This window comes from Streptomyces coryli, assembly GCF_011044975.1.
Taxonomy (GTDB): Bacteria; Actinomycetota; Actinomycetes; order Streptomycetales; family Streptomycetaceae; genus Streptomyces; species Streptomyces coryli.
In genome coordinates this window covers 1-24,062 of record NZ_JAAKZV010000117.1, presented here as the reverse complement: position 1 = coordinate 24,062, position 24,062 = coordinate 1, and the positions used below count along the sequence as shown (strand labels likewise).

26 protein-coding genes, 1 pseudogene and 1 riboswitch are annotated in these 24,062 nt (G+C 72.3%); of the genes and pseudogenes, 18 read left to right on the top strand and 9 right to left on the bottom strand.

The window, feature by feature from the left end:
• Together G5C51_RS23955 and G5C51_RS23950 are read right to left on the bottom strand one after the other, a co-directional pair.
• Positions 1–1,345, bottom strand: a 1,345-nt coding sequence (locus G5C51_RS23955) for a HAMP domain-containing sensor histidine kinase (RefSeq protein ID WP_165240249.1), incomplete at its 3' end; no start/stop codon positions are given.
• Complete coding sequence (locus G5C51_RS23950) at positions 1,342–2,043, bottom strand: response regulator transcription factor (RefSeq protein ID WP_165240248.1); 702 nt, start codon at positions 2,041–2,043, stop codon at positions 1,342–1,344. The genes G5C51_RS23955 and G5C51_RS23950, both read right to left, overlap by 4 nt.
• A 63-nt stretch (positions 2,044–2,106) precedes the next feature.
• Between G5C51_RS23950 and G5C51_RS23945 the strand changes: the two genes are divergently transcribed.
• Together G5C51_RS23945 and G5C51_RS23940 are read left to right on the top strand one after the other, a co-directional pair.
• Entirely contained in the window at positions 2,107–3,324 is a 1,218-nt protein-coding gene (locus G5C51_RS23945) for a UDP-N-acetylglucosamine--N-acetylmuramyl-(pentapeptide) pyrophosphoryl-undecaprenol N-acetylglucosamine transferase (RefSeq protein WP_165240247.1), read from the top strand.
• Positions 3,321–4,310, top strand: coding sequence for a GDP-mannose 4,6-dehydratase (locus G5C51_RS23940; protein WP_165240246.1), 990 nt, complete (start codon positions 3,321–3,323; stop codon positions 4,308–4,310). Before G5C51_RS23945 ends, G5C51_RS23940 begins: the two co-directional genes overlap by 4 nt.
• Before the next feature lie 40 nt (positions 4,311–4,350).
• On the opposite strand, the gene G5C51_RS23935 is transcribed toward G5C51_RS23940, so the two are convergent.
• Positions 4,351–6,135, bottom strand: a complete 1,785-nt coding sequence (locus tag G5C51_RS23935; protein WP_165240245.1) for a glycoside hydrolase family 3 protein — start codon at positions 6,133–6,135, stop codon at positions 4,351–4,353.
• Positions 6,136–6,499: 364 nt separating this feature from the next.
• Positions 6,500–6,654: riboswitch (cyclic di-AMP (ydaO/yuaA leader) on the top strand.
• Between the two features lie 8 nt (positions 6,655–6,662).
• On the opposite strand from G5C51_RS23935, the gene G5C51_RS23930 reads away from it, so the two are divergent.
• The 3 genes from G5C51_RS23930 (at position 6,663) to G5C51_RS23920 (ending at position 9,431) form a co-directional block, all read left to right on the top strand.
• Positions 6,663–7,442, top strand: coding sequence for a M23 family metallopeptidase (locus tag G5C51_RS23930; protein ID WP_165240244.1), 780 nt, complete (start codon positions 6,663–6,665; stop codon positions 7,440–7,442).
• A 107-nt stretch (positions 7,443–7,549) separates the two neighbouring features.
• Positions 7,550–8,131, top strand: coding sequence for an ArsR/SmtB family transcription factor (locus G5C51_RS23925; protein WP_165240243.1), 582 nt, complete (start codon positions 7,550–7,552; stop codon positions 8,129–8,131).
• A gap of 31 nt (positions 8,132–8,162) precedes the next feature.
• Positions 8,163–9,431: an MFS transporter gene (locus G5C51_RS23920; protein ID WP_420824846.1), complete on the top strand. Its 1,269-nt coding sequence runs from the start codon at positions 8,163–8,165 to the stop codon at positions 9,429–9,431.
• Positions 9,432–9,449: 18 nt separating this feature from the next.
• On the opposite strand, the gene G5C51_RS23915 is transcribed toward G5C51_RS23920, so the two are convergent.
• A complete protein-coding gene (locus G5C51_RS23915) occupies positions 9,450–10,082 on the bottom strand; it encodes a TIGR03085 family metal-binding protein (RefSeq protein WP_165240242.1) in 633 nt (210 codons plus the stop codon).
• A 9-nt stretch (positions 10,083–10,091) separates the two neighbouring features.
• On the bottom strand, positions 10,092–10,676 hold the full coding sequence (locus tag G5C51_RS23910; protein WP_165240241.1) for a hypothetical protein: 585 nt from the start codon (positions 10,674–10,676) through the stop codon (positions 10,092–10,094).
• A 60-nt stretch (positions 10,677–10,736) separates the two neighbouring features.
• Between G5C51_RS23910 and hisI the strand changes: the two genes are divergently transcribed.
• From hisI to trpA, 9 genes are all read left to right on the top strand, one after another.
• Positions 10,737–11,093 carry a phosphoribosyl-AMP cyclohydrolase gene (gene hisI, locus G5C51_RS23905; protein WP_165240240.1) on the top strand — a complete coding sequence of 119 codons (357 nt, stop codon included), beginning with the start codon at positions 10,737–10,739 and terminating at the stop codon, positions 11,091–11,093.
• Positions 11,090–12,607: an anthranilate synthase component I gene (locus tag G5C51_RS23900; RefSeq protein WP_165240239.1), complete on the top strand. Its 1,518-nt coding sequence runs from the start codon at positions 11,090–11,092 to the stop codon at positions 12,605–12,607. The genes hisI and G5C51_RS23900 overlap by 4 nt, the downstream gene beginning before the upstream one ends.
• 14 nt (positions 12,608–12,621) lie before the next feature.
• The gene (locus G5C51_RS23895; RefSeq protein ID WP_165240238.1) at positions 12,622–13,230 is read left to right on the top strand and encodes a TIGR02234 family membrane protein; all 609 of its coding nucleotides are present in this window, start codon (positions 12,622–12,624) and stop codon (positions 13,228–13,230) included.
• 115 nt (positions 13,231–13,345) lie between these two features.
• Positions 13,346–13,567: an HGxxPAAW family protein gene (locus tag G5C51_RS23890; RefSeq protein WP_165240237.1), complete on the top strand. Its 222-nt coding sequence runs from the start codon at positions 13,346–13,348 to the stop codon at positions 13,565–13,567.
• A gap of 72 nt (positions 13,568–13,639) precedes the next feature.
• Positions 13,640–14,053 (top strand): DUF2752 domain-containing protein, encoded by a 414-nt coding sequence (locus G5C51_RS23885; RefSeq protein WP_420824847.1) that lies wholly within the window; start codon positions 13,640–13,642, stop codon positions 14,051–14,053.
• A 157-nt stretch (positions 14,054–14,210) separates the two neighbouring features.
• Entirely contained in the window at positions 14,211–15,020 is an 810-nt protein-coding gene (gene trpC, locus G5C51_RS23880; RefSeq protein WP_165240235.1) for an indole-3-glycerol phosphate synthase TrpC, read from the top strand.
• Positions 15,007–15,162 (top strand): tryptophan biosynthesis modulator TrpM, encoded by a 156-nt coding sequence (gene trpM / locus G5C51_RS44330; RefSeq protein WP_420824845.1) that lies wholly within the window; start codon positions 15,007–15,009, stop codon positions 15,160–15,162. Before trpC ends, trpM begins: the two co-directional genes overlap by 14 nt.
• Positions 15,163–15,203: 41 nt before the next feature.
• On the top strand, positions 15,204–16,451 hold the full coding sequence (gene trpB / locus G5C51_RS23875; RefSeq protein ID WP_206314250.1) for a tryptophan synthase subunit beta: 1,248 nt from the start codon (positions 15,204–15,206) through the stop codon (positions 16,449–16,451).
• The gene (gene trpA / locus G5C51_RS23870) at positions 16,448–17,260 is read left to right on the top strand and encodes a tryptophan synthase subunit alpha (RefSeq protein WP_165240233.1); all 813 of its coding nucleotides are present in this window, start codon (positions 16,448–16,450) and stop codon (positions 17,258–17,260) included. Before trpB ends, trpA begins: the two co-directional genes overlap by 4 nt.
• Before the next feature lie 54 nt (positions 17,261–17,314).
• Here the strand turns inward: trpA and G5C51_RS23865 are convergent, their stop codons facing one another.
• Positions 17,315–18,466 (bottom strand): DUF6183 family protein, encoded by a 1,152-nt coding sequence (locus G5C51_RS23865; protein ID WP_165240232.1) that lies wholly within the window; start codon positions 18,464–18,466, stop codon positions 17,315–17,317.
• Between the two features lie 78 nt (positions 18,467–18,544).
• Here G5C51_RS23865 and G5C51_RS23860 point away from each other — a divergent pair, with 78 nt between their 5' ends.
• The 4 genes from G5C51_RS23860 to G5C51_RS23845 all read left to right on the top strand — a co-directional run bounded on the left by G5C51_RS23860 (position 18,545) and on the right by G5C51_RS23845 (position 21,605).
• A complete protein-coding gene (locus G5C51_RS23860; protein ID WP_165240231.1) occupies positions 18,545–18,868 on the top strand; it encodes a hypothetical protein in 324 nt (107 codons plus the stop codon).
• Between the two features lie 45 nt (positions 18,869–18,913).
• Complete coding sequence (locus G5C51_RS23855; RefSeq protein ID WP_338118282.1) at positions 18,914–19,699, top strand: DsbA family protein; 786 nt, start codon at positions 18,914–18,916, stop codon at positions 19,697–19,699.
• A 71-nt stretch (positions 19,700–19,770) separates the two neighbouring features.
• Positions 19,771–20,733 carry a prolipoprotein diacylglyceryl transferase gene (lgt, locus tag G5C51_RS23850; RefSeq protein ID WP_165240230.1) on the top strand — a complete coding sequence of 321 codons (963 nt, stop codon included), beginning with the start codon at positions 19,771–19,773 and terminating at the stop codon, positions 20,731–20,733.
• 59 nt (positions 20,734–20,792) lie between these two features.
• A complete protein-coding gene (locus tag G5C51_RS23845) occupies positions 20,793–21,605 on the top strand; it encodes a M23 family metallopeptidase (RefSeq protein ID WP_165240229.1) in 813 nt (270 codons plus the stop codon).
• 7 nt (positions 21,606–21,612) lie between these two features.
• On the opposite strand, the gene G5C51_RS23840 is transcribed toward G5C51_RS23845, so the two are convergent.
• From G5C51_RS23840 to G5C51_RS23830, 3 genes and pseudogenes are all read right to left on the bottom strand, one after another.
• Positions 21,613–22,434 (bottom strand): HpcH/HpaI aldolase/citrate lyase family protein, encoded by an 822-nt coding sequence (locus G5C51_RS23840; protein WP_206314249.1) that lies wholly within the window; start codon positions 22,432–22,434, stop codon positions 21,613–21,615.
• Entirely contained in the window at positions 22,434–23,639 is a 1,206-nt protein-coding gene (locus G5C51_RS23835; RefSeq protein WP_165240228.1) for a CaiB/BaiF CoA transferase family protein, read from the bottom strand. The genes G5C51_RS23840 and G5C51_RS23835 overlap by 1 nt, the downstream gene beginning before the upstream one ends.
• Positions 23,636–23,953, bottom strand: a pseudogene (locus G5C51_RS23830) (PfkB family carbohydrate kinase); the annotation flags it as partial. The gene G5C51_RS23835 and the pseudogene G5C51_RS23830, both read right to left, overlap by 4 nt.
• Between the last annotated feature and the right edge of the window lie 109 nt (positions 23,954–24,062).

Sequence of the window (24,062 nt, the reverse complement as noted above, 5' to 3'; positions counted from 1 at the left end):
CCTCCGCCGCATGCGCCGTCAGCTCCGCCCCATGCGACCGCGCGATCTGCCGCGCCATCGCCAGCCCCAGCCCCGACCCCGGCAGCGCCCGCGCACTGTGCGCCCGGTAGAACCGGTCGAAGACATGCGGCAGATCCGCCGGATCGATCCCCGGCCCGTGGTCCCGTACGACGATCTCCAGCCGCCCGTCCGGCAGCCGGCCCAGCGACGCCTCCACCGGCGGCCCGCCCGCCGGTGAGAACTTCGCCGCATTGTCGAGGAGGTTGGACAGCATCCGGCTCAGCCTCGCCGGAACCCCGGGCACCAAGGCCTCCTCCGCCCCGGGCTCGACAGCCACCACAAAGGCGACGCCCGGCCAGTGCTCCCGCGCCGCCGCTACCGAGTGGTCCAGCAGCGCTGCCAGGCGGACGTGTTCCACCGACTGGTGCGGCTCCTCGTCGCGGGCGAGGTCGATGAGGTCGTTGACCATCGTCGTCACCTCGCGCAGCTGGCGCGACAACGCGCCCGCCGCCCGCGAACGCTGCTCCGGGGTGAGGCGGTCGGCCCGCGCCAGCAGATCCGCATTCGTGCGCAGGGCGGTCAGCGGGGTGCGGAGCTCGTGCGAGGCGTCCGCGACCAGCCGGCGCTGAGCGGCCAGCGACTCCTCCAGGGCGTCCAGCATCGTGTTGATCGTGACCGACAGCCGCGTGATCTCGTCGTCCCGGCCGCCGGGGCGGGCAGCGGGCAGCTCGATGCGGTGGCCGGCGTCGCGGGTCGCCGTGATGCGCTCGGCCGTCGCGGTCAGGCGGGTGACGGGGGCCAGGCCCGTTCGGGAGACCCAGTAACCGAGGAGGGCCGCCAGCGGCACGCCCGCGCCGCCGACCAGCGCCAGCAGCCCCGTGGCCTGGCGGTTCGCTTTGGTGAGGGCGTCGGAGCGGAGGGCTACCTGGAGGGCGCGGTTGTCGCCGGCCGGGGTGCTGAGAACCCGGACCGGGTGACCGTCGACCGTGGCCGAGCGGTAGTACGGGGCGCGCTTCCCTGCCGCTACCTCGCGGTCTGCGGGACGCACGGGCAACAGGTATGTCTCGCCCGGATCCTTCGCCGGGTCGGCCGGTACGAGCTGCGCGCAGGCCGGCGCCGCCAGGAACTGGCACTGGTCCGACTGCACCCCGAGCCCGTCGCCGCGGTGCTGCTGCAGGGCGAGCGTGGCGGACTGGGTGAGGCGGAGGTTGAACTGCCGGTCCAGCGTGTAGTGGATGACCAGGTACGCGCCCGCGCAGACGGCCAGCGCCACCGCGGCCACCGCGGCGGAGGCGGTCAGTGCGAGTCGGCGGCGCAGGGGTGGGCGGCCGCGGTGGCGGCTCATGGCGCCTCGTCGAAGCGGTATCCGACGCCGTGGACCGTGTGCACCAGCCGCCCCGCGCCGCCGGATTCCAGCTTGCGGCGGAGATAGCCGATGTAGACCGCCAGCGAGTTGGAGTCGGGGCCGAGGTCGCGGCCCCAGACCCAGCGCATGATCGTTTCGCGCTCCAGGATCTGGCCGGGGTGCTGCAGGAACAGCTCCAGCAGCGCCCACTCCGTGCGCGTGAACTCCAGGCGGCGGCCCGCGCGCACCGCCTTGCGGCCGTCCGGGTCCACCACCAGGTCGGCGAACCGGAGCCGGGCCGGTTCCGTAACCGCGTCCGGGGCCGCCCGCCGGAGCAGCGCGCGCAGGCGGGCGGTGAGCTCGTCCAGGGCGAAGGGCTTGACCAGATAGTCGTCGGCGCCCGCGTCCAGGCCGTCGACCCGGTCGCTGACCGCGTCCAGGGCGGTCAGGACGAGGATGGGGGTGCGGTCGCCGAGCGACCGGAGCTGGCGGCAGAGGGCCAGGCCGTCCATCACCGGCATCATCACGTCCAGCACGAGGGCGTCCGGCTCCCAGGCCGCGATCTCGGCCAGCGCCGCGTGGCCGTCGCCCGCGGCGCGTACGGCGAAGCCCTCGATCGCGAGGCCGTCCTCGACGGCGGCGCGCACCTCGGGCTCGTCGTCCACGACGAGGATGCGATGTGGATCATTCGGCGTCATGGGAGCAAGCCTGCCAAACCCACTCTTAGAACCCTCTTAGGGCGGCCGCGAAGAGTGCGGGTCATGAACGCACCCATGGCTGGTTTTCTTCAAGACGTGCCGCTGTCGGTCGTCATCGGTGCCGGGGGCACCGGCGGCCACATCTACCCGGGGCTCGCGCTTGCCGAGGCGCTGCGCCGGTACGAGCCGGGCGCCCGGATCTCGTTCGTCGGAACCGAGCGGGGCCTTGAGACCCGGCTGATACCCGAGGCGGGCTATCCGCTGCACACCGTCGACATGATCCCCTTCGACCGGTCGCTCGGCGCCAAGCGCTTCACCCTGCCGGCCGCGCTGCTCAGGTCGGGGGCCGCCTGCCGCGGCATTCTGCGCGCACAGGGCGCGCAGGTGGCGGTCGGCATGGGCGGTTATCCGAGCGCGCCGGTGATCCTCGGCGCGCGGATGGCCGGGCTGCCCAGCGTCGCGCACGAGTCGAATGCCGTCCCGGGCCGCGCCAACGCCTTCGCCGCGCGGCTCACGCCGCACGTGGCGCTCGCCTTCGAGGAGAGCGCCTGGCATCTGCCCGCCTCCGTCCGTCCCGAGGTGACCGGCATGCCGCTGTCCGGTCCGCTCGCGGCCCTCGACCGGGAGGCGGTACGGGACCACGCCCGCGAGCAGCTGGGGGTGCCGGCCGACGTGCGGCTGGTGCTCTTCAACGGCGGCAGCCTGGGCGCCGCCCGCCTCACCGAGGCCGCGCTGGGCCTCGCCGAGCGGTGGCAGAACCGCGGGGACGTACGACTGCTGATCAAGACCGGGCCCGCAGGGCTCGACGACGCGCGGCGGCGGCTGCTCTCCGGCGGCGGGCGGGTCGCGGCCGCGGTGCCGTATCTGGACCGGATGGATCTCGCGTACGCGGCCGCCGACGTCGTCGTCTGCCGGGCCGGCTCGGCCACCGTCGCCGAGCTGGCGACCGTCGGGATGCCGGCGGTGCTGGTGCCGTATCCGCACGCACCCGGCGATCACCAGACGCACAACGCGCGGGTGCTCACCGAAGCGGGCGGCGGCGTGCTGCTGCCGGACGGGGCGACGACCGCCGAGGCGCTCGCCGCGGTGCTCGGCCCGCTGCTCGCCGAGCCGCTGAAGCTGCGCGCCATGTCCTACGCGGCCGCTGCCGCCGGCGCCAACGGCCGGCACTCGCGGGCTGCTGACCGGCTGGCCCGGAAGGTACTGCGGCTGGCGGGCGGGCGCTTCGCCGGACTCGCGGACCACGACCGACCCACCCACAACACCAAGGAGTACTCATGACCTTCTTCACCGGCCGCACCGTCCTCGTCACCGGCGCGGAGGGCTTCATCGGCTCGACGCTCGTCGACCTGCTGCTCGCCGAAGGCGCCCGGGTGCGCGCCTTCGTGCACTACAAGCCGTACGGCGAGAAGGGCAATCTCGCGCATCTCGCCGGCGACCCGCGGGTCGAGCTGATGGCCGGCGACATCCGCGACCCCGGGCGGGTGATGGACGCCGTCGAGGGCTGCGACACGGTCTTCCACCTGGCCGCCCTGATCGGCATCCCGTACAGCTACGACTCCCCGGGCGCGTACGTCGCCGTCAACGTCACCGGCACCGAGAACATCGCCGAGGCCTGCCGCCGGCACGGCGTCCGGCGGCTCGTGCACACCTCCACGAGCGAGGTCTACGGGACCGCGCTGACCGCGCCGATCGGCGAGGACCACCCGCTGCAGCCGCAGTCCCCGTACTCGGCCTCGAAGATCGGCGCCGACATGATGGCGCTGTCGCACTTCCACGCCTTCGAGCTGCCGGTCGCGGTGGTGCGGCCGTTCAACACATACGGGCCGCGGCAGTCGGCACGCGCCGTCATCCCGACGATCCTCGCCCAACTGCACGCCGGTGCGCCGGAGGTGCGGCTGGGGTCGCTGACCCCGACCCGCGACTTCACCTACGCCACCGACACCGCGCGCGGCTTCCTCGCGGTGGCGCGGTGCGACCGCGCGGTGGGCGAGGTGGTGAACCTCGGCAGCGGAGCAGAGATCGCGATCGGCGACCTGGCACAGCGGCTCATCGCGGCGAGCGGGGCGGACGCGGAGATCGTCGTCGACGAGACCCGCCTGCGCCCGTCGGGCAGCGAGGTCCACCGCCTGCTCTCCGACAACTCCCGGGCGCGGGAGTGGGCGGACTGGAAGCCGGAGGTGGACCTGGACGAGGGCCTGCGGCGCACATCGGCGTGGGTGGCGGAGAACCTGCACCTCTTCGCACCGGCGCGATACGCGGTGTGAGCGGGGCGGGCGGCTGCACAGGGGGCAGCCGCCCGACCTCTCAGTAACTCAGCCCGTGCCCATACGGATACAGCACCTCCGAGCCGTCCAGCGACCGCACCGTCACCGGCAGCTTGCCGGTCGGCGACACCTCGCCGAAGAGCACGGCCACCGCGGTCTGCACCGACGTCGCACCGTAATTGCACGTCGTCACATACGCGGGTGCCGACGGGAAGCGACGGATGTCGTACGGGACGCCGACGCCGAGCACCACCACCGGCTTGCCGGTGCCGAGCAGGGCCTGGGCCAATACCGCCTGGGCCTGGCCCTTGTCGGCGGCGTTGGCGAGGGCGTGGCTGCTCAGGACCACCAGGTCCGCCTGCGCCGCCGCGGCCACCGCCTCGTCGATCTTCGCCTGCGCCGGTACGGAGCCGGTCTCCAGCGTCGTGACCGTCTGGCCCCGCGCCGTCAGGCTCTGGGCGATCGTCGTCGTGGTGGCGACACCCCACCCGGTGACCAGCACCTTGCGCTGCTGCTTCGCGAGCGGGAGCAGGCCGCCGGTGTTCTTCACCAGCGTCACCGTCGGACGGGTGATCGCCGCCGCGGCCGAGACGTGGGTGCTGTTGCCGACCACCCGCTCGGCCCGGTTGGGGCTCACGTACGGGTCGTCGTACAGGCCCTGGCGGAGCTTGTGCGCGAGGATCCGTACGACCGAGGCGTCCAGGCGGTCGGTGCTGATGTCGCCCGCGCCCACCGCGGCCGTCACCGATGCCACCGCGATGTCCATCTTCGTGGCCAGCACCAGCATGTCGGCGCCCGCCTGGAAGGCCCGTACCGGCGCCACGTCCGGCGGGAACTCGCCGGCCGCGCCCTGCATGTCGAGTGCGTCGGTGACGATCAGGCCCTTGAAGCCCAGTTCGTCGCGGAGCAGGCCGGTGAGGATCTTGTGGGACATGGTCGCCGGGGCGCCGCTGTCGTCCAGCGACTTCACCACGATGTGGGCGGTCATTATCGTTTCGAGGCCGGCGGCGATCGCCGCGCGGAACGGCGGCAGGTCGATGGCGTCGAGCTCGGCGCGGGTGTGCTTGATCTCCGGCAGGCCGAAGTGGCTGTCCACGGCGGTGTCGCCGTGGCCGGGGAAGTGCTTGGCCGCCGAGGCCGTCCCGCCGCGGCTGTGGCCGAGGACGGCGGCCGCGGCCATGGGGGCGGCCAGCTTCGCCTCGTCGCTGAAGGACCGTACGCCGATGGCCGTGTTGTCGGGATTGAGGTTCACGTCCGCGCAGGGGCCGTAATTCTGATTGATGCCTACGGCTGCCAGCTCGCGGGCGGTGATCTCGGCCGAGCGGTAGACGTTGGCCACCGAGCGGCCGGAGCCCAGCGCCATGTTGCCGGGGAGCTGGGTGGCGGGGGCGGGCATCCGGGAGACCCGGGCGCCGCCCTCCTGGTCGGTGGAGATGATCAGCGGGGCGGCGGCGGGGGTACCGAGCGCCGCCTGCTGCAGGCCGTTGGTGAGGCCGGCGATCTGGCGTACGCCGGTCATGTTGACGCCGCGGGTGGCGAAGAGGATGACGCCGCCGGGCTGGTACTTGGCGATGACCTCGGCCGGTGTATTGACCCCGTAGAGGCGTTGGTTGAAGGCTTGGGCGGTGGCGTCGACGGCCCCGGCGGCGGTGCCGCCGACCTCGACCACGAACAGCTGGCCGATCTTCTGCTCGAGCGTCATCCGCCGGGCCAGCGCCTTGGCGCGGGTGAGGTAGGAGTCGGCCGCGGCGGTGGGCAGGCCGACGGCGCCGGCCGCGAGGGCGGCGCCGGCAAAACCGGCCAATACGTGTCTGCGAGACGGCATGAGAACGCTCCTTAGCGCGTGCGGTTAAGCCCTATGGGCCTTGCAGCGGGGGGTGGTGATGGCTGCCGGCTCGGGGCTGCTCCCCCTCCTGGCCGCCAAGGAGAACTCGGCGGCGGAGTCTGGCAGCGGGTAGTTGGTCATGTCAATGCTTCTGCGTTGGAAACGGGTAAATCGGATCTTGTCCGAGGGGGCCGTGTTATTGCCCGGCAACTCGCCGCGCGCTAAGCGGAATTCATGTGTGGTGCTGATGTGATGAGCTTGTAATCAGGGGCGGGAGACCTCTAGCGTTGCGCCTGTTCGAGAACCGAACACCGCAGCGTCGAACCGCCGAATCCTGCCCACGGCGCCTGCGGCACCCTCGGGAGCACAACAACCGCCAGGGCAGGAGCGGGGGACCCACCTTCGCCGTTCCGTCCCCGGACGGCTTGGGGTGAAGCCGCCCGTCACCAGTGCAGCGCGGCCGGGCTATCTCCAGCCCGAACCCGACAGCTCACCTCGCAGGCGTAGGGAGAAGGAGAGCTCACTCGATGTCGTCTGCGATAGGCCGCCACCGCGCCAAGCGCCAGCAGAGCACCGCCCGCCGTTACGCCGCCCGCGCCGCCGCCGGCGGCGCCACCCTCGCCCTCCCGATCGTCGGCTACTCCGCCACCGGCGCCCTGGCCGCGGAGTCCACCTACACGATCGAGGCCGGCGACACCCTCTCCCAGATCGCCCAGGACGAAGACGTCGAGGGCGGCTGGGAAGCCCTTTACGAGAAGAACAAGTCCGTCATCGGCGACGACCCGAACGCCATCCAGGTCGGCGACAAGCTGTCCCTGGACACCTCGGGCGACACCAGCACCAGCACGGACGCCTCCAACGCCTCGTACGGCACCGACACCTCCACCGAGGAGGCCGACGCCGTCCTCCCGGTGCCGGACGACAACCCGACCGCGAGCTTCGAGGAGTCCGGCGGCAGCTGGTCCTCCGGCGAGCACAGCGGCCAGGACTGGTCCGTGCCGACGGGCACCGGTGTCAAGGCCGCCATCGGCGGCGAGGTGGTCACGGCCGGCTGGGACGACTCGTTCGGCTACGAGGTCGTCATCAAGCACGCCGACGGTGACTACCAGCAGTACGCCCACCTTTCGCAGATCGACGTCAAGGTGGGGGAGAACGTCGGCACCGGCGACCGTATCGCCCTCTCCGGCGCGACCGGCAACGTCACCGGCCCGCACCTGCACTTCGAGGTCCGCAAGACCGCCGAGTACGGCTCCGCGGTGGACCCGATCTCGTGGCTCGCGGACCACGGTGTGACGGCGAACGTCTGAGCCTGAACGGCTCCTGAAAGGCCCGGGCCCGATGGTCCGGGCCTTTTCGCCGCCGAGATGCGCAAGAAGTATTGCGCAACTTTCCTTGCGCATCTACGGTGCCTGTCATGGAGCCGAAGCGCATCACCGAGCTGGCCAAGCTGAAGGCCTTCACGCACCCGCTGCGGATCGATCTCTACCGGCTGCTGCACCTGCGCGGTGAGGCCACCGCCTCGCAGCTGGCGGATGAGGTCGACCAGGCTGTGTCGCTGGTCAGTTATCACCTGCGCAAGCTGCATGAGCACGGCTTCATCGAGGAGGCGCCGAAGCGGGCGAAGGACGGGCGCGAGCGGTGGTGGCGGGTCTCCTCCGAGCAGGGGTTCACCTTCCTCGGCCGGGACTTCGACGACACCCCCGAGGGCGTCGCCGCCATGGCGGGGGTGACGCGCGAGCTGCTCGCCACCCGGTCCGCGCAGTACCTCAACTTCCTCGACCAGCAGGCGGGTTGGGGCAAGGAGTGGACCCGGGCGGCGTTCACCTCGGAGTATCTGCCGCGGCTGACCGCGGCCGAGCTGCAGGAGCTGGCCGACGAGGTCTCGGCGCTGGCGCAGCGCTTTGTGGAGCGGGGCAAGGCCGCCGATGAGGCGGGCGATACGGAGGGGCGGCAGGCCGTCGCCCTGCACATGTACGGGTTCCCGTTCCGGCCGTAAGCGCCGCGGGCGTTCAGTGGGGGAGTGCTGCGTGATTGCTAATGACATGCCCATGGCGAAACCGGCGTATCGCGATGCCAACGTGCTGCGCTGGCTGGTCGCGTACACGCTGTCGCTCATCGGCGACGGGGTCTACTTCGTGGCGCTGGCGTGGACCGCGGAGAAGGTCGCGGGTCCCGCGGAGGTCGGCCTGGTGATGGCCGCCGGGTCGGTGCCGCGGGCCGTGCTGATGCTCTTCGGCGGCGTGCTCGCCGACCGGATCGGGCCGCGGCGGCTGGTCATCGGCAGCGACGCCGCCCGGTGTCTGATCATGTTCGGGCTCGCCGCGGCCATCGCGATGCTGGCGCCCGGGCTGTGGCTGCTGGTGGTGGTGGCGCTCGTCTTCGGCGCCGTGGACGCGCTGTTCGTGCCCGCCGTCGGCGCGCTGCCGCCGCGGGTGGCGCCGGCGTCCGAGCTGGCGCGGGTGGTGGGGATGCGCGGTCTTGCGCTGCGGCTCGGCAACAACATGGCGGGGCCCGGGCTCGGCGGCGTCGTGATGGCGACGACCGGGTCCGCCGGGACGTTCGCGGTGGCCGGGGTGCTGTTCGCGCTCTCGCTGCCGCTCCTCGTGGCGGTGCGCCTGGCGCCGCTGTCACCCAAGGGGGAGGAGGAGACCGCCGAAGCATCCGGCACCGCCTGGCGCGACCTCGTCGAGGGGCTGCGTTACGCCCGCCGGCACCCCGTCGTCGGGCCGCTGCTGCTCTCCGGTGCGCTGAGTGAGTTCGGGCTCAACGGGCTCTTCAACATCGGGATGGTGCTGCTCACCTCCGACCGCGGCTGGGGCGCCGGCGGGCAGGGCGCGCTCATCGCCAGCCTCGGGGTCGGGTCCGCGGCGAGCGCGGCGCTGCTCGCGGTGAAGGGGCGGCTGCCGCGCGCCGGTGCGGTGCAGAACGGCACACTGCTCGTCGCCTCGGTCACTCTAGGCGCGGTGGTGTTCGCCCCCTCGCTGGCGTGGGCCGCCGCCTTCATGGCGCTCGGCGGCGCCGTGGCGGGCATCTGCGGCGGACTGGCGCAGGCGCTGATCCAGACCGCCGCCGACCCGCACTACATCGGCCGCGTGACCTCACTGATGGGTCTGACGAGCCTGGGCATAGGGCCGATGTGCTATCCGCTCATCGGCGCCGCCGTGAGCCAGTGGGGCCTGACCCCGGTCTTCCTGACCGGGGCCGGCATCAGCTGCCTCGGCGCGGTGGTCGGCCTCTCGGCCGCGGCGGTACGCAAGGCGGAACTGCCGCGGAACGGGGCGGACTTGGCGGCCTAGGCGCCGTACCGGGCCCGCTCAGACCCCGAGCTTCGCCTCGTACACCTTCGCCACCGCGTCCTTGTCGCCCTCCGCCTCGACCCGGGCCGCCTCCTGCCGCCCGTACGCGAACAGCGTCAGCTCGCCCGGCTCGCCGGTGACCGTCACCACCGGGGCGCCGCGGTGCGCCACCGCGGTCTGGCCGTCCGGGCGGCGCAGCACCAGGCCGACCGGGGACTTGCGGCCCATCAGGCGGGCGCCGCGCTCCAGGCGCTTCCACAGCGCGTCCGCGAAGACCGCGTCGATCTCGCGCGGCGCCGGGTCCGGCTGGGCGCGGCGGATGTCCTCGGCGTGGACGTAGAACTCCACCGTGTTCGATGCCTCGTCGACCTGCTTGAGGGAGAACGGCGACAGCCGCTGCGGGCCGGCCCGGAAGAGCTGCACCAGCTCCTCGTACGGCTTCGCGGCGAACTCGGCCATCACCCGCTCGAGCCGCGGCGCCAGCTGCTTGATCAGCAGCCCGCCGGCCGCGTCCGCGCGGCGCTCGCGCACCACCAGGTGGGCGGCGAGATCCCGGGTCGTCCAACCCTCGCAGAGCGTGGGTGCGTCGGGGCCGACGCTCTCCAGGAGGTCGGCGAGCAGGAGCCGTTCACGCTTCGCATGCGTCGTCATGGCTCCACGTTACGGCAGGGGCGGGACGTTCAGCGGCGCACTGAGCTTGGGGCCGCCGCGCTTGTCGCTGAGGGTGAGGGCGCAGGAGATCTCGTCCTGGTTCTGATAGTCGTACGTCAGCCGGGTCGGGTAGAGCGCGTAGAAGTAGTAGAACCGGCCGTCCCCCGAAAGAGACTTCAGCTGCTTCTTCGCGTCCGCCTCGCACAGCTCCATCGCCTTGCGGCGCAGTGCGGCGTCGCTGCCGAAGTCGCCCGTCAGGGTGCGGTTGGAGATGACCTGGCCGTCGTGCGGGACGCCGCAGGAGCGGGCGGTGACCTTCCGTACCGAGCGGTCGAGGCGCGGATGGTCGAAGCACTCGCCGGGCTTCAGGACGACGTACGGTATGGCCGGACCGGCCGCGGTGGACGGCGAGTTGTCCGTCGACGGGGACGGCCGCGGCGACGGCGAGGTCTTGGCGTCCGTCGCGCTCCGCGCATCCCGGCGGGCGTCCTTGCCGTCCGGTCCACCGGTGGTGATGGCGACGACCGTCACCGCCGCCACCAGGAGCGTGGCCAGCAGAGCCGTCAGCCCTAACTTCTTCATGGTCAGCAGCATGCCCTATCCACGCCCGCGGGGTTCCGGAATTCGGGAGTTCGTGGTAAGTGCTGCCACAATATGACCATGTCTCTGGACCCCGCGATCGCCGCCCGCCTCAAGCGGGGCGCTGACGGCCTGCTTCCCGCTATTGCCCAGCAGTACGACACCGGTGAGGTGCTCATGCTTGCGTGGATGGATGATGAGGCGCTGCATCGCACGCTGAGCACCGGGCGGGCCACGTACTGGAGCCGCAGTCGCGGTGAGTACTGGGTGAAGGGCGATACGTCGGGGCACGTGCAGGCGGTCAAGTCGGTGGCGCTGGACTGTGACGGGGACACCGTCCTGATCAAGGTCGATCAGACCGGGCCTGCCTGCCACACAGGCACCCGCACCTGCTTCGAGGACCGGGAGCTCCCGGTAACCTCGCCCGCATGACCGCGCCTGTTCCCACCACTCCGGACCCCGAGACGTTCCGCACGCTGGCCAAGGACCGCCGGGTGATCCCGGTCGTACGGCGGCTGCTCGCCGACGGCGACACCCCGGTCGGGCTGTACCGCAAGCTCACCGGCGAGCGTCCCGGCACCTTCCTCCTGGAGTCGGCGGAGAACGGCCGTACCTGGTCGCGCTATTCATTCGTCGGCGTCCGCAGCGCCGCCACCCTCACCGTCGGCGACGACGGCCAGGCGCGCTGGCTCGGCGCCCCGCCGGTCGGCGTCCCGGTCGACGGCGATCCGCTGGCTGCCCTGCGCGCCACCGTCGAGGCCCTGCACACCCCCCGCGATCTGCACGAGCAGGACGCCGGGCTGCCACCCTTCACCGGCGGCATGGTCGGCTACCTCGGCTACGACATCGTGCGCCGCCTGGAACGCGTCGGCGACAGCACCGCGGACGACCTGCAGCTGCCCGAGCTGACCATGCTGCTCGCCTCCGACCTCGCCGTACTCGACCACCGGGACGGGACGGTGCTGCTGATCGCCAACGCGATCAACCACAACGACCTCGACACCGGCGTCGACGAGGCGTACGCGGACGCCGTCGCCCGCCTCGACGTGATGACCGCCGACCTGTCCCGCCCCGCGCCGGCCGGCGGCGCGGCCGTGCTGCCGCCGTCGGAGCTGCCCGGGTACGAGGAGCTCTGGGGCGGGGCCGCGTATCAGGAGGCGGTCGAGGACATCAAGGAGCGGATCCGGGCGGGCGAGGCCTTCCAGGTGGTGCCGTCGCAGCGCTTCGAGACGCCGTGCGAGGCCAGTGCGCTCGACGTCTACCGGGTGCTGCGGGCGACCAACCCGTCGCCGTACATGTATCTGTTCCGGTTCGAGGGCTTCGATGTCGTCGGGTCCAGCCCCGAGGCGCTGGTGAAGGTCGAGGACGGGCGGGCGCTGCTGCACCCCATCGCCGGTACCCGGCCGCGCGGGGCGACGCCGCAGGAGGACGCGGCGCTGGCGGACGAGCTGTTCGCGGATCCGAAGGAGCGGGCCGAGCATCTGATGCTGGTCGACCTGGGGCGCAATGACCTCGGGCGGGCGTGCGAGCCGGGGAGCGTCGAGGTCGTCGACTTCATGTCGATCGAGCGGTACAGCCACGTGATGCACATCGTCTCGACCGTGACGGGACGGCTGGCGCCGGGCCGGACCGCTTTCGACGTGCTGACGGCGTGCTTCCCGGCGGGCACGCTGTCGGGGGCGCCGAAGCCGCGGGCGATGCAGATCATCGAGGAGCTCGAGCCGACCCGGCGCGGGCTGTACGGCGGCTGCGTCGGCTACCTCGACTTCGCCGGCGACGCGGACACCGCCATTGCCATCCGGACGGCGCTGCTGCGCGGCGGCACCGCGTACGTGCAGGCGGGCGCAGGCGTCGTGGCCGACAGCGACCCCGCGGCCGAGGACCAGGAGTGCCGTAACAAGGCGGCGGCGGTGCTACGGGCGGTGCACACGGCCAATCGGCTGTGAGGGACACTGGCTGGGTGACCCAGCGCAGTACGTCCCGTAAACCCCTCGCCATCGCGCTCTTCGGAGGCGCGCTCGGCGCCGCCGTGGTGCTGCTGTCCTCCGGCCGGACCTGGGCCGAGGGCGCCGCCCGTACCGCCGTCGCGGACAGCGTGCTGCCCGTGAGCGCGAGCGGGCGGGATGTCACCGCCGCGCCGTCCGCGCTCGCGGTCGTCGGGCTCGCCGCGCTCGTCGCCGTCTTCGCCGTCCGCGGGCCCGGCCGCCGGCTGGTGGCCGCGCTGCTGGCGCTCGCCGGGGCGGGCACGGTCGCCGCCGCCGTCGTCGGGGCGCGGGACAGCGGCGCCCTGGCCGCGCAGGCGGCCGAGGCGACCGGGCTGAGCAGCGCCGACGTGGCGAATGTCACACACACCGGGTGGCCGTGGGTGGCCGTCGCCGGCGGCGCGCTGCTGCTCCTCGCCGGGGCCCTCGCGCTGCGTTACGGAGCCGACTGGCCCGCCATGTCCGGGCGTTACGAGCGCTCCGGCGTCCCCGCCCCCCGCCGGGCGAAGGCCGCGCCGGACCCCGACCGCCCCGAGGAACTGTGGAAGGCACTGGACCGCGGCGAGGACCCCACCGGCAGAGCCTGACCGCGGGTCGGGGACAATGGAGGCGGGGCCGCTTTCGATTCACGTGGCCCCACGGCATGTCAGCGGGCTCCGACCAGGGGCCCACCGAACCACTTTCTTTGCGAGGAGCACGCGCATGGCGGGCAGCAGCCACGGCCACACTCCGGCGGCCTGGACCGGTGTGACCATCTCGTTCATCGGCTTTTGCATCTCCGGCGCCTACATGGTGCTGGACTCGCCGATCGGCTTCTGGCTGGGCCTCGGCGTCGTCCTGCTCGGCGGCGTCGTCGGCGTCGCGATGCGCGCCGCGGGCATGGGCCGCGAGGCCGACAAGCCGCTGCGCGTCGCCTCGGAGTAGCCCGGGCAGGGGCTCAGGGACGGGCCAATACATGCGCGGCCGGGTCGAGCGAGGGAGGATCGGGGAGTGAGCATCTCTTCGGCGGTCCCCGCGACGGCCCGGCGCCTTGCCGTCCCGGCCGCCGCGCTCACCGGCACGCTGGCGGCCTTCGCGTACGTGGGTGCCGTGGACCCGAACCGGCCCGGCCACTACCCGGCCTGTCCGGTGCTGGCCCTCACCGGCATCTACTGCCCCGGCTGCGGCGGCCTGCGCAGCGCGCACGCCTTCGCCCACGGCGACCTGGCGACCGCCGTCAGCTCGAATGTGCTGGCCGTCGCGGCCTTCGCGGTCGCGGCGTATGTGCTGGTCACCTGGTTCGTACGGGCCGCTCGGGGGCGGCCGCTGACGCTGCCGTCCGGCCGGGTCGGCGGCTGGTCGGTGATCGCCGTGCTGGCCGTCTTCATGGTGGTGCGCAACCTCCCCTTCGGAGCCGCGCTCGCCCCCTGAACCGCATGAACTGGGCCTCGTGTCCAGCAGGCAAGACCACCGGCCAACCGGATGCGGGGCATCCGCCTCGTGCCGGATACCATCACAGATGCCCGATGCAGAGTCCGGATAAAGGACTCGGCTGACCGCGTATCGCCTACCGAAGGAGAACGCTCGCGTGAGTGTGCTCGACGAGATCATTGACGGCGTCCGCGAGGACCTCGCCGAGCGGCAGGCACGCGTCAGCCTCGACGAGCTCAAGGAGATGGCCGCCCGCGCGCCCCAGGCCAAGGACGGCGTCGCGGCGCTGCGCGGCGACAGCGTCAAGGTCATCTGCGAGGTGAAGCGCTCCAGCCCGTCCAAGGGCGCCCTCGCCGCGATCGCCGACCCGGCGGCGCTGGCCGCGGACTACGAGGCGGGCGGCGCGTCCGTCATCTCCGTACTGACCGAGCAGCGCCGCTTCGGCGGCTCGCTCGCCGACCTCGAAGCGGTGCGGGCGAAGGTCGACATCCCGGTGCTGCGCAAGGACTTCATCGTCACCGCGTACCAGCTGTGGGAGGCGCGGGCGTACGGCGCCGACCTGGTGCTGCTGATCGTCGCCGCGCTCGAGCAGGAGGCGCTGGTCTCGCTCATCGAGCGGGCCGAGTCGATCGGGCTGACGCCGCTGGTCGAGGTGCACGACGAGGAGGAGACCGAGCGGGCGGTGGCCGCCGGGGCGAAGATCATCGGCGTCAACGCGCGGAATCTGAAGACGCTGGAGGTCGACCGCGGCAACTTCGCGGTGGTCGCCCCGGAGATCCCGTCGAGCATCGTGAAGATCGCCGAGTCCGGGGTCCGCGGGCCGCACGACCTGATCGCGTACGCGAATGAGGGTGCGGATGCGGTGCTCGTGGGTGAGTCGCTGGTGACGGGTAAGGACCCGCGGGCCGCGGTGGCCGACCTGGTGGCGGCGGGGGCGCACCCGGCGCTGCGGCATGGACGAGGCTGAGATGCGGGGGAAGGGCCCCGCTCGCGGCTGCAAGCCACGCGGCTGCCGTGCGCCCGCGCGTCGTATTCACGGCCGCCGCGTGCGCTATCACATCGGCGCGGAGCCCGGGCAGATCAACGGACGGCGATGGCGTCGCGGCTGAATCGAGCCGTATCCACATCAAGCCATCCCATCCAAGGAGACATGTCGATGTCATCCAGCGATTTCTTCATCCCTGACCCGGACGGTCAGGTCCCCTCCCCGGAGGGCTATTTCGGCGCCTTCGGCGGCAAGTTCATTCCCGAAGCCCTCGTCGCCGCCGTCGACGAGGTCGCCGTCGAGTACGACAAGGCCAAGGCCGACCCGGCCTTCGCCGCCGAGCTCAACGACCTCATGGTCAACTACACCGGGCGTCCCTCCGCCCTCACCGAGGTGCCCCGGTTCGCCGAGCACGCCGGCGGTGCGCGGGTCTTCCTCAAGCGCGAGGACCTCAACCACACCGGCTCGCACAAGATCAACAACGTCCTCGGCCAGGCGCTGCTCACCAAGCGCATGGGCAAGACCCGCGTCATCGCCGAGACCGGCGCGGGCCAGCACGGCGTGGCCACCGCCACCGCCTGCGCCCTGTTCGGCCTCGACTGCACCATCTACATGGGCGAGGTCGACACCGAGCGCCAGGCGCTCAACGTCGCTCGCATGCGGATGCTCGGCGCCGAGGTCATCGCGGTGAAGTCCGGCAGCCGCACGCTGAAGGACGCGATCAACGAGGCCTTCCGCGACTGGGTCGCCAACGTCGACTCCACGCACTACCTCTTCGGTACGGTCGCCGGGCCGCACCCCTTCCCGGCGCTGGTCCGCGACTTCCACCGGGTCATCGGCGTCGAGGCCCGCCGCCAGCTGCTCGAGCGCACCGGGCAGCTTCCGGACGCCGCCGTGGCGTGCGTGGGCGGCGGCTCCAACGCCATCGGCCTCTTCCACGCCTTCCTGGACGACGCCGACGTCCGCCTGGTCGGCTGCGAGCCGGCCGGGCACGGCATCGCCACCGGCGAGCACGCGGCGCCGCTGTCCGTCGGCGACCCGGGGATCCTGCACGGCTCCCGGTCGTACGTGCTGCAGGACGAGGACGGCCAGATCACCGAGCCGTACTCGATCTCGGCCGGCCTGGACTACCCGGGCGTCGGCCCGGAGCACTCGTACCTGAAGGACTCGGGCCGAGCCGAATACCGCGCGGTCACCGACGACGCGGCCATGCAGGCGCTCCGCCTGCTGTCGCGCACCGAGGGCATCATCCCGGCGATCGAGAGCGCGCATGCGCTGGGCGGGGCGATCGAGCTGGGCAAGGAGCTGGGGCCGGACGCCCTGATCCTGGTCAACCTCTCCGGGCGCGGCGACAAGGACATGGACACGGCGGCCCGCTACTTCGGGCTCTACGACGAGGGGGCGGACAAGTGACCGGGAACATCGCTCTGCTGGACGCCGCCCTGGCGCAGGCCAAGTCCGAGAACCGCGCCGCGCTCGTTGGCTATCTCCCCGCCGGCTTCCCCGACATCGAGGGCGGCATCGACGCGATGGCCGCGATCCTCGAGGGCGGCTGCGACGTCGTCGAGGTCGGCCTGCCGCACAGCGACCCGGTCCTCGACGGCCCGGTGATCCAGACCGCCGACGACATCGCGCTGCGCGGCGGCCTGAAGATCAAGGACGTCATCCGCACGGTCGGCGAGGTGCACCGCCGCACCGGCAAGCCGATCCTGTGCATGACCTACTGGAACCCGGTCGACCGCTACGGCGTCGAGCGCTTCGCCGAGGATCTCGCGGCCGTCGGCGGCGCCGGCTGCATCCTCCCCGACCTCCCGGTCGAGGAGTCGCAGGTCTGGCGCGCGGCGGCCGAGAAGCACGGCCTCGCGACCGTCTTCGTGGTGGCTCCGTCCAGCCAGGACGCCCGCCTCGCGAAGATCACCACGGCCGGCTCCGGCTTCGTCTACGCCGCCTCCCTGATGGGCGTCACCGGCACCCGCGCATCGGTCGGCGCCCAGGCCGCCGACCTGGTGCAGCGGACCAGGGCGACGACCGACCTGCCCGTCTGCGTGGGCCTCGGCGTCTCCAACGCCACCCAGGCCGCGGAGGTCGCCGCCTTCGCCGACGGCGTCATCGTCGGCTCGGCCTTCGTCAAGCGCATGCTCGACGCCGACTCCCGCGAGGCGGGCCTGACCGCGGTCCGCGAGCTCGCGGGCGAGCTGGCGGCGGGCGTCCGCCGCGACTAGCGCACCTCCGATACGGCGGGCGGGAGCCGGACTCCCGCCCGCCGTATCGCGTCCTCAGTCGGTGGTCGTCGCCGCCACGACCGCGATCCGCCGGCCGTCCGGGGAGAGGGTGGCGATGCCGTAGTCGGCGTACATGTCGTTGTAGAACCACTCCGAGTCCGCCTCGAAGCGCAGCCAGGTGCAGGCGGCCGCGGCTTCCAGCACGGCCTCCGGGGTCGCGGCCTCGGGCCAGGCCTCCAGGCCCGCGATGCCGCCCGGCATCGTCGACGTGGGCGCGCCGGCGAGGCCCGCGATGGAGCGCCAGGCCGACAGCCTGCCGTACGCGCCGTGTACGCCGCTGCCGCCGAAGACGCCCAGGGAAGCGGTGGTGAAGAGCAGCTCCCAGACGTCCTCCAGGCCGCACGGCGCCACCGCGAAGCGGTCGCTCGGGCCCAGGCCGGTGAGACACAGCAGCGGCAGGCCGGCCAGCACAGCGGGCAGGTCCGCCGGTGCGACGGGGGCGGCGGTCCGGTAGCTGCGGGCCTCGTAGGACCAGCCGCCTTCCCGGGGCGGGCCGCTGATGTCCTCGTGCAGCTCGGGCGTGGTCACTTCTACGACGTCGGGGCGGCCGGTGGTACGGGGCGTGGGCGGGTCGAGGCGCGCGGTGGTCTCCGTGATGATGCTGGTTCCGCCGTTGGCCTCGCCGTTGTACCGGCGGCTGGGGAAGTGCGAGGAGCGCTCCATGTCCGCCCGCTCGTCCGGCAGCCAGGCCAGACCGGGGTGCCACGAGCCGCTCAGCCGCCACCCCGTGCGCCGCTTCAGCTCCGGCCCGTCGGCGCCGCGCAGCACCATCTCGTGGAACAGGCACGCGGACAGGACGCCCCCGCCGGACGGGTCGTCGGCGAAGACGGGGAACAGGTCGTCCTCCGACTGTGCCTCCGCCAGCAGCGAGGCCAGGTGCCGCTGGTCAAGCCTGGGGAGGAAGTAGTCGCCCCGCAGGTCCGTCAGCAGCGACAGCAGCGCCCGCACGTTCTCCTCGCCGGGCGTCAGCGCGAGCACTCGCGCCGCATGCTTCACGCTGCGGGAGAGCTCGTCCGCGCGCTGCGCCGCCTTCGCGTGCCGCTGCCCGAGCGTCACCGCCATTCCTGCCACGACCGCTGCGTCGCCATCCTTGGTGGTGTCCTCCAGAAGCCTGCGGATCCCGGGCCCCTCCAGCGGATCAGTCACCGTCATCCCCTCCATCCGCCGGAGAGGATACGGCCAGGCCCTCCGGCGTACTGTGGAGGTACCGGAGAGGGGTGCGGCATGGAGGATCAGCGCAGGTCCGGCGAGGGAGAGGGGCTGCCGGACGACATATGGGAGAAGTTCGAGAAGGACTCCTGGGGGCGGATCGACGAGAGTGCGCCGAAGGAGCCGTCGGCTCGGGCCCGTATGGTCGAGGAGCGCTTTCGGCAGGAAGAGGCCGCCAGGGCCGCCGCCCCGCGGCGCAAGCGGCGCCGGGTGCGGCGCCCCCGCCCGAACCTCTCCGAGGGGCGGCTGCGCACCGTCCTGATCAGCGTCGCCGTCATCGGCGGCATGATCGCCGTCTCCGCCCTTGCCGCCTGGCTCCAGTACGGGCGGGTGTTCTGAGGCGACGGCCCGCAACCGGCGACGGCCCCTCTCGTTACGCCGGGCGTGAGTGAACGCAACAGGGAAGGCAAGCGCGCAGCCCGTGAGCGGCTCGCGGCCGAGCGGGAGCGGGAGAAGGCGCGGCAGAAGACCAGACGCACGATGATCGCGCTGGCGAGCGTGCTCGGCGTGATCGTGGTGGCGGGCGGCATCGCCTTTGCCGTCAACAAGGCCAATTCCGGCGACGACGATGCCAAGAAGGCGGTCGTGTACCCGAAGGGCGCCACGGGCGAGGACCGCCTGGCCATCCGGGCCGGCAAGGCGGACGCGCCCTCGAAGCTCACCGTGTACGAGGATTTCCGGTGTCCGGCGTGCGGGCAGTTCGAGCAGGGCTTCAGCAAGACGATCGGGCAACTGGTCGACGACGGCAAGCTCAGCGCCGACTACCACCTCGTGACGCTCATCGACGGCAACCTCGGCGGCAAGGGCTCGCTGAACGGCGCCAATGCCGCCGCCTGCGCCCAGGACGCCGGGAAGTTCCGCGAGTATCACGACGTGCTGTACGCGAACCAGCCGCAGGAGACGAGTGACGACTTCGGTGACAGATCGCGGCTCAAGGAGCTGGCGAAGCAGGTGAAGGGGCTGAGCGGCGACACATTCGACGAGTGCGTCGACGACGGCCGCTACGACGGCTGGGTGCAGAAGTCCCAGGAGGCCTTCGGCAAGTCGGGCCACAGCTCGACCCCGACCGTGCTGCTCGACGGCAAGAACGTCTGGGGGCAGAACAGCGACCTGACCCCGAAGAAGCTGACCGAACTGGTCGATAAGAAGGCCAAGGACGCCAAGTCCTAGACCGGAGTTATGTACCCGTTGCCGGGTGGGTTGCCCGACCACCCGCCCGGCAGGGTACGGTCGGTGCTGCCATGGACATCGCTTACATCCCCAGCCCGTCGCAAGGTGTCATCCACCTTGGTCCCATCCCGCTGCGCGGATACGCCTTCGCCATTCTGATCGGGATCTTCGTCGCGATCTGGCTCGGCGGCCGCCGCTGGGAGGCCCGCGGCGGCAAGCGCACGACGGTCGCGGACATCGCCATCTGGGCGGTCCCCTTCGGCCTCGTCGGCGGTCGGCTCTACCACGTGATCACCACGTACGAGCCGTACTTCGGCAAGGACGGCAACTGGGTCGACGCCTTCAAGATCTGGGAGGGCGGCCTCGGTATCTGGGGCGCCGTTGCCCTCGGCGCCCTCGGCGCCTGGATCGCCTGCCGCCGCCGCGGCATCCCGCTGCCGGCGTGGGCGGACGCCCTCGCCCCCGGCCTCGTGCTGGCGCAGGCGATCGGCCGCTGGGGCAACTGGTTCAACCAGGAGCTGTACGGCAAGGCCACCGACGTGCCGTGGGCGGTGGAGATCGACGGTGATCACAACGTCCTCGAACCGGGGGTGACGGGGACCTTCCACCCGACCTTCCTGTACGAGTTCCTGTGGAACGTCGGCGTCTGCCTGCTGCTCATCTGGGCCGACCGCCGCTTCCGGCTCGGGCACGGGCGGGTCTTCGCGCTGTACGTGGCGGGGTACACCGCCGGGCGCGGCTGGATCGAGTACATGCGCATCGACGAGGCGCACCACGTGCTGGGGCTGCGGCTGAACGTCTGGACGTCGATTATCCTCTTCGTCGCCGCGGTGGCCTACTTCGTGATCTCGGCGAAGCTGCGGCCGGGGCGGGAGACGATCGTCGAGCCGGGGGCTCAGGAGGAGAGCGCCGAGGCGGTCGGCTCCGAGAGCTCCGAGAGCTCCGGGAGCGAGTCCGGCTCCGACACCCCTGACTCCGCCGAGGCGGAGAAGGGGACGAAGGCGGAGCAAGCGGACTCGTCCCAGAAGTTCTGAGTCGTCTCGGGACGATCTGAGGCTGTCGCGGGCATGCCAATCCTCGGCATTCTGCGGGGATGTATAAGAGACCGCTCGCGATACTCCTCGCCGTACTGACGGCGATCGCCGTCGGCTTCGTCGCCGCCCCGACGGCGAGCGCGGCGCCCGAGTTCAAGGCGCCGTTCCCCTGCGGCCAGCAGTGGACCTACAGCCACCACTCCGCCGAGGTGCGGCTCGCCCTCGACTACATCCGCTCCGACGGCGGCACCACCGCAGGCACCCCCGTACTCGCCTCCGCCGCCGGGACCGCCACCCGGCACTCGCAGCCGAGCGGCGCCGGGAACTACATCGTGATCGACCACGGCGGCGGCTGGAAGACGTTCTACTTCCACCTCGCGTCGTTCTCCGTCGCCGACGGCTCGGCCGTCTCGCAGGGGCAGCCGATCGGGACCACCGGCTCGACCGGCAACTCCTCCGGCGCCCACATCCACTACGAGCAGCTCTACAACGGCGCCGGACAGACCATCCACATCAACGGCCAGTCGCAGGCCCCGTACCCGGGTTCGTACGGGCAGAAGCACCTCACCAGCGACAACGGCTGCTCCGGGCAGGACGGCAAGTACTGGGTCGACACGTTCGCCGACGCGCCCGTCTTCGCCTCGCCGACCTCCACCGCGCAGACCGGCACCCTGAACAAGGGCACCAACTATGTCTTCTGCAAGGCCAAGGGCCGCGAGATCCGCGACGACGCCGGCAACTACAACACGTGGTGGCTGAAGACCGATCCGGACTCTGGGCCCGCCGATCAGTACGTGTCGGCGTACTACCTGTCCCGGTGGGGGAACGACGAGGCCAAGGACAACGCGGGGAAGGAGATCCCCGACTGCTGAGGTCGTCCTAGCGGCGGCGGTGGGCCAGGGCCAGCGTGCGCTGGGCGCCCGCCACGACCGCCGCGTCCACGAAGCGGCCGTCCGGCAGCGCCAGCGCCCCGGCGTCCGTCGCCGCCGCCTTGACGATCTCCTCCGCCCGCTCGATCTCCGCTGCCGTAGGCAGATACGCCGCCTCGATCACCGGGAGCTGGCGGGGGTGGATCGCCGTGCGGCCGAGGAAGCCGAGGGTGCGGCCCGCCGCGCAGGAGCGGGCCAGGCCCTCGGTGTCGCGGACGTCCGGGTAGACCGACTGCGGCGGCGGGGCCAGGCCCGCCGCGCGGGCGGCGACGATCGCGCGCGAGCGCGGGTACGCGAGGCCGGCGTCGTCCGTGACGCCGAGGTCGGCGCGCAGGTCCGCCTCGCCCAGGGCCAGGCCCTGGATCGCGGGGTGGGACGAGGCGATCGCGTATGCCTGCTCCACGCCGAGTGCCGACTCCAGCAGGGCGTACAGCGGGGTCTCCGGGGCCCAGGCGGCGACCTCGTGGACCTGGGCCGGGTCGGTGACCTTCGGGAGGCGCAGCCCGGCGAGGCCCGGGAGTCCGGCCAGGGCGCGGAGCTCGGTGTGGGCGAGGGGGCCGTCGAGGGCGTTGATACGGACGTGGACCGGGGCCGGGCCCGGTTCCGGCTCGCTGAGCAGCTCGGTCGTGGCCTCCAGGGCGTAGGTCTTGCGGTCGGGCGCGACCGCGTCCTCGAGGTCGACGAGGACCACGTCGGCGCCGGAGTGGAGCGCCTTGGCGACCACGTCCGGGCGGTCGCCGGGGACGTAGAGCCAGGTCAGGACCGTATCCATCAGGAAGCCCCCTTCTCGCGCAGCTCCGCGATCGCGGCCGCGTCGTAGCCGAGGCCGCCGAGGATCTCGTCGGTGTCGGCGCCGTGCGGGCGGCCCGCCCACTTGATGGCGCCGGGGGTCTCGGAGAGGCGGAAGAGGACGTTCTGCATCTTCACGGTCCCGAGCTCCTCGTCCTCGACCTCGGTGATGGAGTCCAGGGCCCGGTACTGCTCGTCGGCCATCACGTCGCTGATGTCGTAGATCGGGGCGATGGCGGCCTCGGCCTTCTCGAAGGCGGTGATCACCTCGTCGCGGTCGTGCCGGGCGATCCAGGAGCCGACCGCCTCGTCCAGCTCGTCGGCGTGCTGGGCGCGGCCCGCGCCGGTGGCGAACCACGGCTCGTCGATGAACTCCGGGCGGCCGACCAGGCGCATGACGCGCTCGGCGATCGACTGCGCGGAGGTGGAGACGGCGACCCACTTCTCGTCGGCCGTGCGGTACGTGTTGCGCGGGGCGTTGTTCGTCGAGCGGTTGCCGGTGCGCGGCTGGACGTAGCCGAGCTGGTCGTACCAGATGGGCTGCGGGCCGAGGATGGTCAGCATCGGCTCGATGATCGCCATGTCGACGACCTGGCCCTTGCCGGTCTTGTCGCGGCCCGCGAGGGCGGCCATCACGGCGTACGAGGTGGAGAGCGCCGCGATCGAGTCGGCGAGGCCGAACGGCGGCAGGGTCGGCGGTCCGTCGGCCTCGCCGGTGATCGCGGCGAAGCCGGACATCGCCTCGGCGAGGGTGCCGAAGCCGGGGCGGCGGGAGTACGGGCCGAACTGGCCGAAGCCGGTGACGCGGGCCAGGACCAGGCGGGGATTGGCGGCACTCAGCTCGTCCCAGCCGAGGCCCCACTTCTCCAGGGTGCCGGGGCGGAAGTTCTCGATGATCACGTCCGATTCGGCGGCCAGCTTGAGGAGGACCTCGCGGCCTTCCGGGGTGGAGAGGTTGAGGGTGATCGCCTTCTTGTTGCGGCCGAGCAGCTTCCACCACAGGCCGACGCCGTCCTTGGCCGGGCCGTGCCCGCGGGACGGGTCGGGCTTGACCGGGTGCTCGACCTTGATCACCTCGGCGCCGAAGTCGCCGAGCATGGTGGCGGCGAGCGGTCCCGCGAAGAGGGTCGCGAGGTCCAGGACGCGCAGGCCTTCGAGGGGTGCGGGCGTGGTGGCGTCGTCGGTCATGCGGACTCCTCGGAGTGGTTCTGTACGAGTGCGTCGATCTCGTCGCGGGCCGGCATGGAGGAGGAGGCGCCCGGGCGCTGCACGGCGAGCGCCGACGCCGCCGCGGCCCATGCCATCGCCTCCGGCATCGGGCGGCCCTCGCCGTACGCGACGCAGAGCGCGCCGACGAAGGTGTCCCCGGCTGCGGTGGTGTCGACGGCCTCGACGCGGACGGCGGGGACCTGCACCGGGTCGGCGCCGCGGGCCGCGTAGAGGCTGCCGGCCTCGCCGAGGGTGATCACTACCTCGGGTACCTGCTTGAGCAGTTCCGATGCCGGAGGCGATGGCATGGGCCGCGGCGGCGTCGGCGCTCGCCGTGCAGCGCCCGGGCGCCTCCTCCTCCATGCCGGCCCGCGACGAGCTCGACGCACTTGTACAGAACCA

What these genes read in the sequence shown, in the direction of transcription:
- G5C51_RS23950 (WP_165240248.1), bottom strand. Translation starts at nt 2,043, where the DNA reads ATGACGCCGAATGATCCACATCGCATCCTCGTCGTGGACGACGAGCCC.
- G5C51_RS23945 (WP_165240247.1), top strand. Translation starts at nt 2,107, where the DNA reads ATGAACGCACCCATGGCTGGTTTTCTTCAAGACGTGCCGCTGTCGGTC.
- G5C51_RS23940 (WP_165240246.1), top strand. Translation starts at nt 3,321, where the DNA reads ATGACCTTCTTCACCGGCCGCACCGTCCTCGTCACCGGCGCGGAGGGC.
- G5C51_RS23935 (WP_165240245.1), bottom strand. Translation starts at nt 6,135, where the DNA reads ATGCCGTCTCGCAGACACGTATTGGCCGGTTTTGCCGGCGCCGCCCTC.
- G5C51_RS23930 (WP_165240244.1), top strand. Translation starts at nt 6,663, where the DNA reads ATGTCGTCTGCGATAGGCCGCCACCGCGCCAAGCGCCAGCAGAGCACC.
- G5C51_RS23925 (WP_165240243.1), top strand. Translation starts at nt 7,550, where the DNA reads ATGGAGCCGAAGCGCATCACCGAGCTGGCCAAGCTGAAGGCCTTCACG.
- G5C51_RS23915 (WP_165240242.1), bottom strand. Translation starts at nt 10,082, where the DNA reads ATGACGACGCATGCGAAGCGTGAACGGCTCCTGCTCGCCGACCTCCTG.
- G5C51_RS23910 (WP_165240241.1), bottom strand. Translation starts at nt 10,676, where the DNA reads ATGCTGCTGACCATGAAGAAGTTAGGGCTGACGGCTCTGCTGGCCACG.
- hisI (WP_165240240.1), top strand. Translation starts at nt 10,737, where the DNA reads ATGACCATGTCTCTGGACCCCGCGATCGCCGCCCGCCTCAAGCGGGGC.
- G5C51_RS23900 (WP_165240239.1), top strand. Translation starts at nt 11,090, where the DNA reads ATGACCGCGCCTGTTCCCACCACTCCGGACCCCGAGACGTTCCGCACG.
- G5C51_RS23890 (WP_165240237.1), top strand. Translation starts at nt 13,346, where the DNA reads ATGGCGGGCAGCAGCCACGGCCACACTCCGGCGGCCTGGACCGGTGTG.
- trpM (WP_420824845.1), top strand. Translation starts at nt 15,007, where the DNA reads ATGGACGAGGCTGAGATGCGGGGGAAGGGCCCCGCTCGCGGCTGCAAG.
- trpB (WP_206314250.1), top strand. Translation starts at nt 15,204, where the DNA reads ATGTCGATGTCATCCAGCGATTTCTTCATCCCTGACCCGGACGGTCAG.
- G5C51_RS23860 (WP_165240231.1), top strand. Translation starts at nt 18,545, where the DNA reads ATGGAGGATCAGCGCAGGTCCGGCGAGGGAGAGGGGCTGCCGGACGAC.
- lgt (WP_165240230.1), top strand. Translation starts at nt 19,771, where the DNA reads ATGGACATCGCTTACATCCCCAGCCCGTCGCAAGGTGTCATCCACCTT.
- G5C51_RS23845 (WP_165240229.1), top strand. Translation starts at nt 20,793, where the DNA reads ATGTATAAGAGACCGCTCGCGATACTCCTCGCCGTACTGACGGCGATC.
- G5C51_RS23840 (WP_206314249.1), bottom strand. Translation starts at nt 22,434, where the DNA reads ATGGATACGGTCCTGACCTGGCTCTACGTCCCCGGCGACCGCCCGGAC.
- G5C51_RS23835 (WP_165240228.1), bottom strand. Translation starts at nt 23,639, where the DNA reads ATGACCGACGACGCCACCACGCCCGCACCCCTCGAAGGCCTGCGCGTC.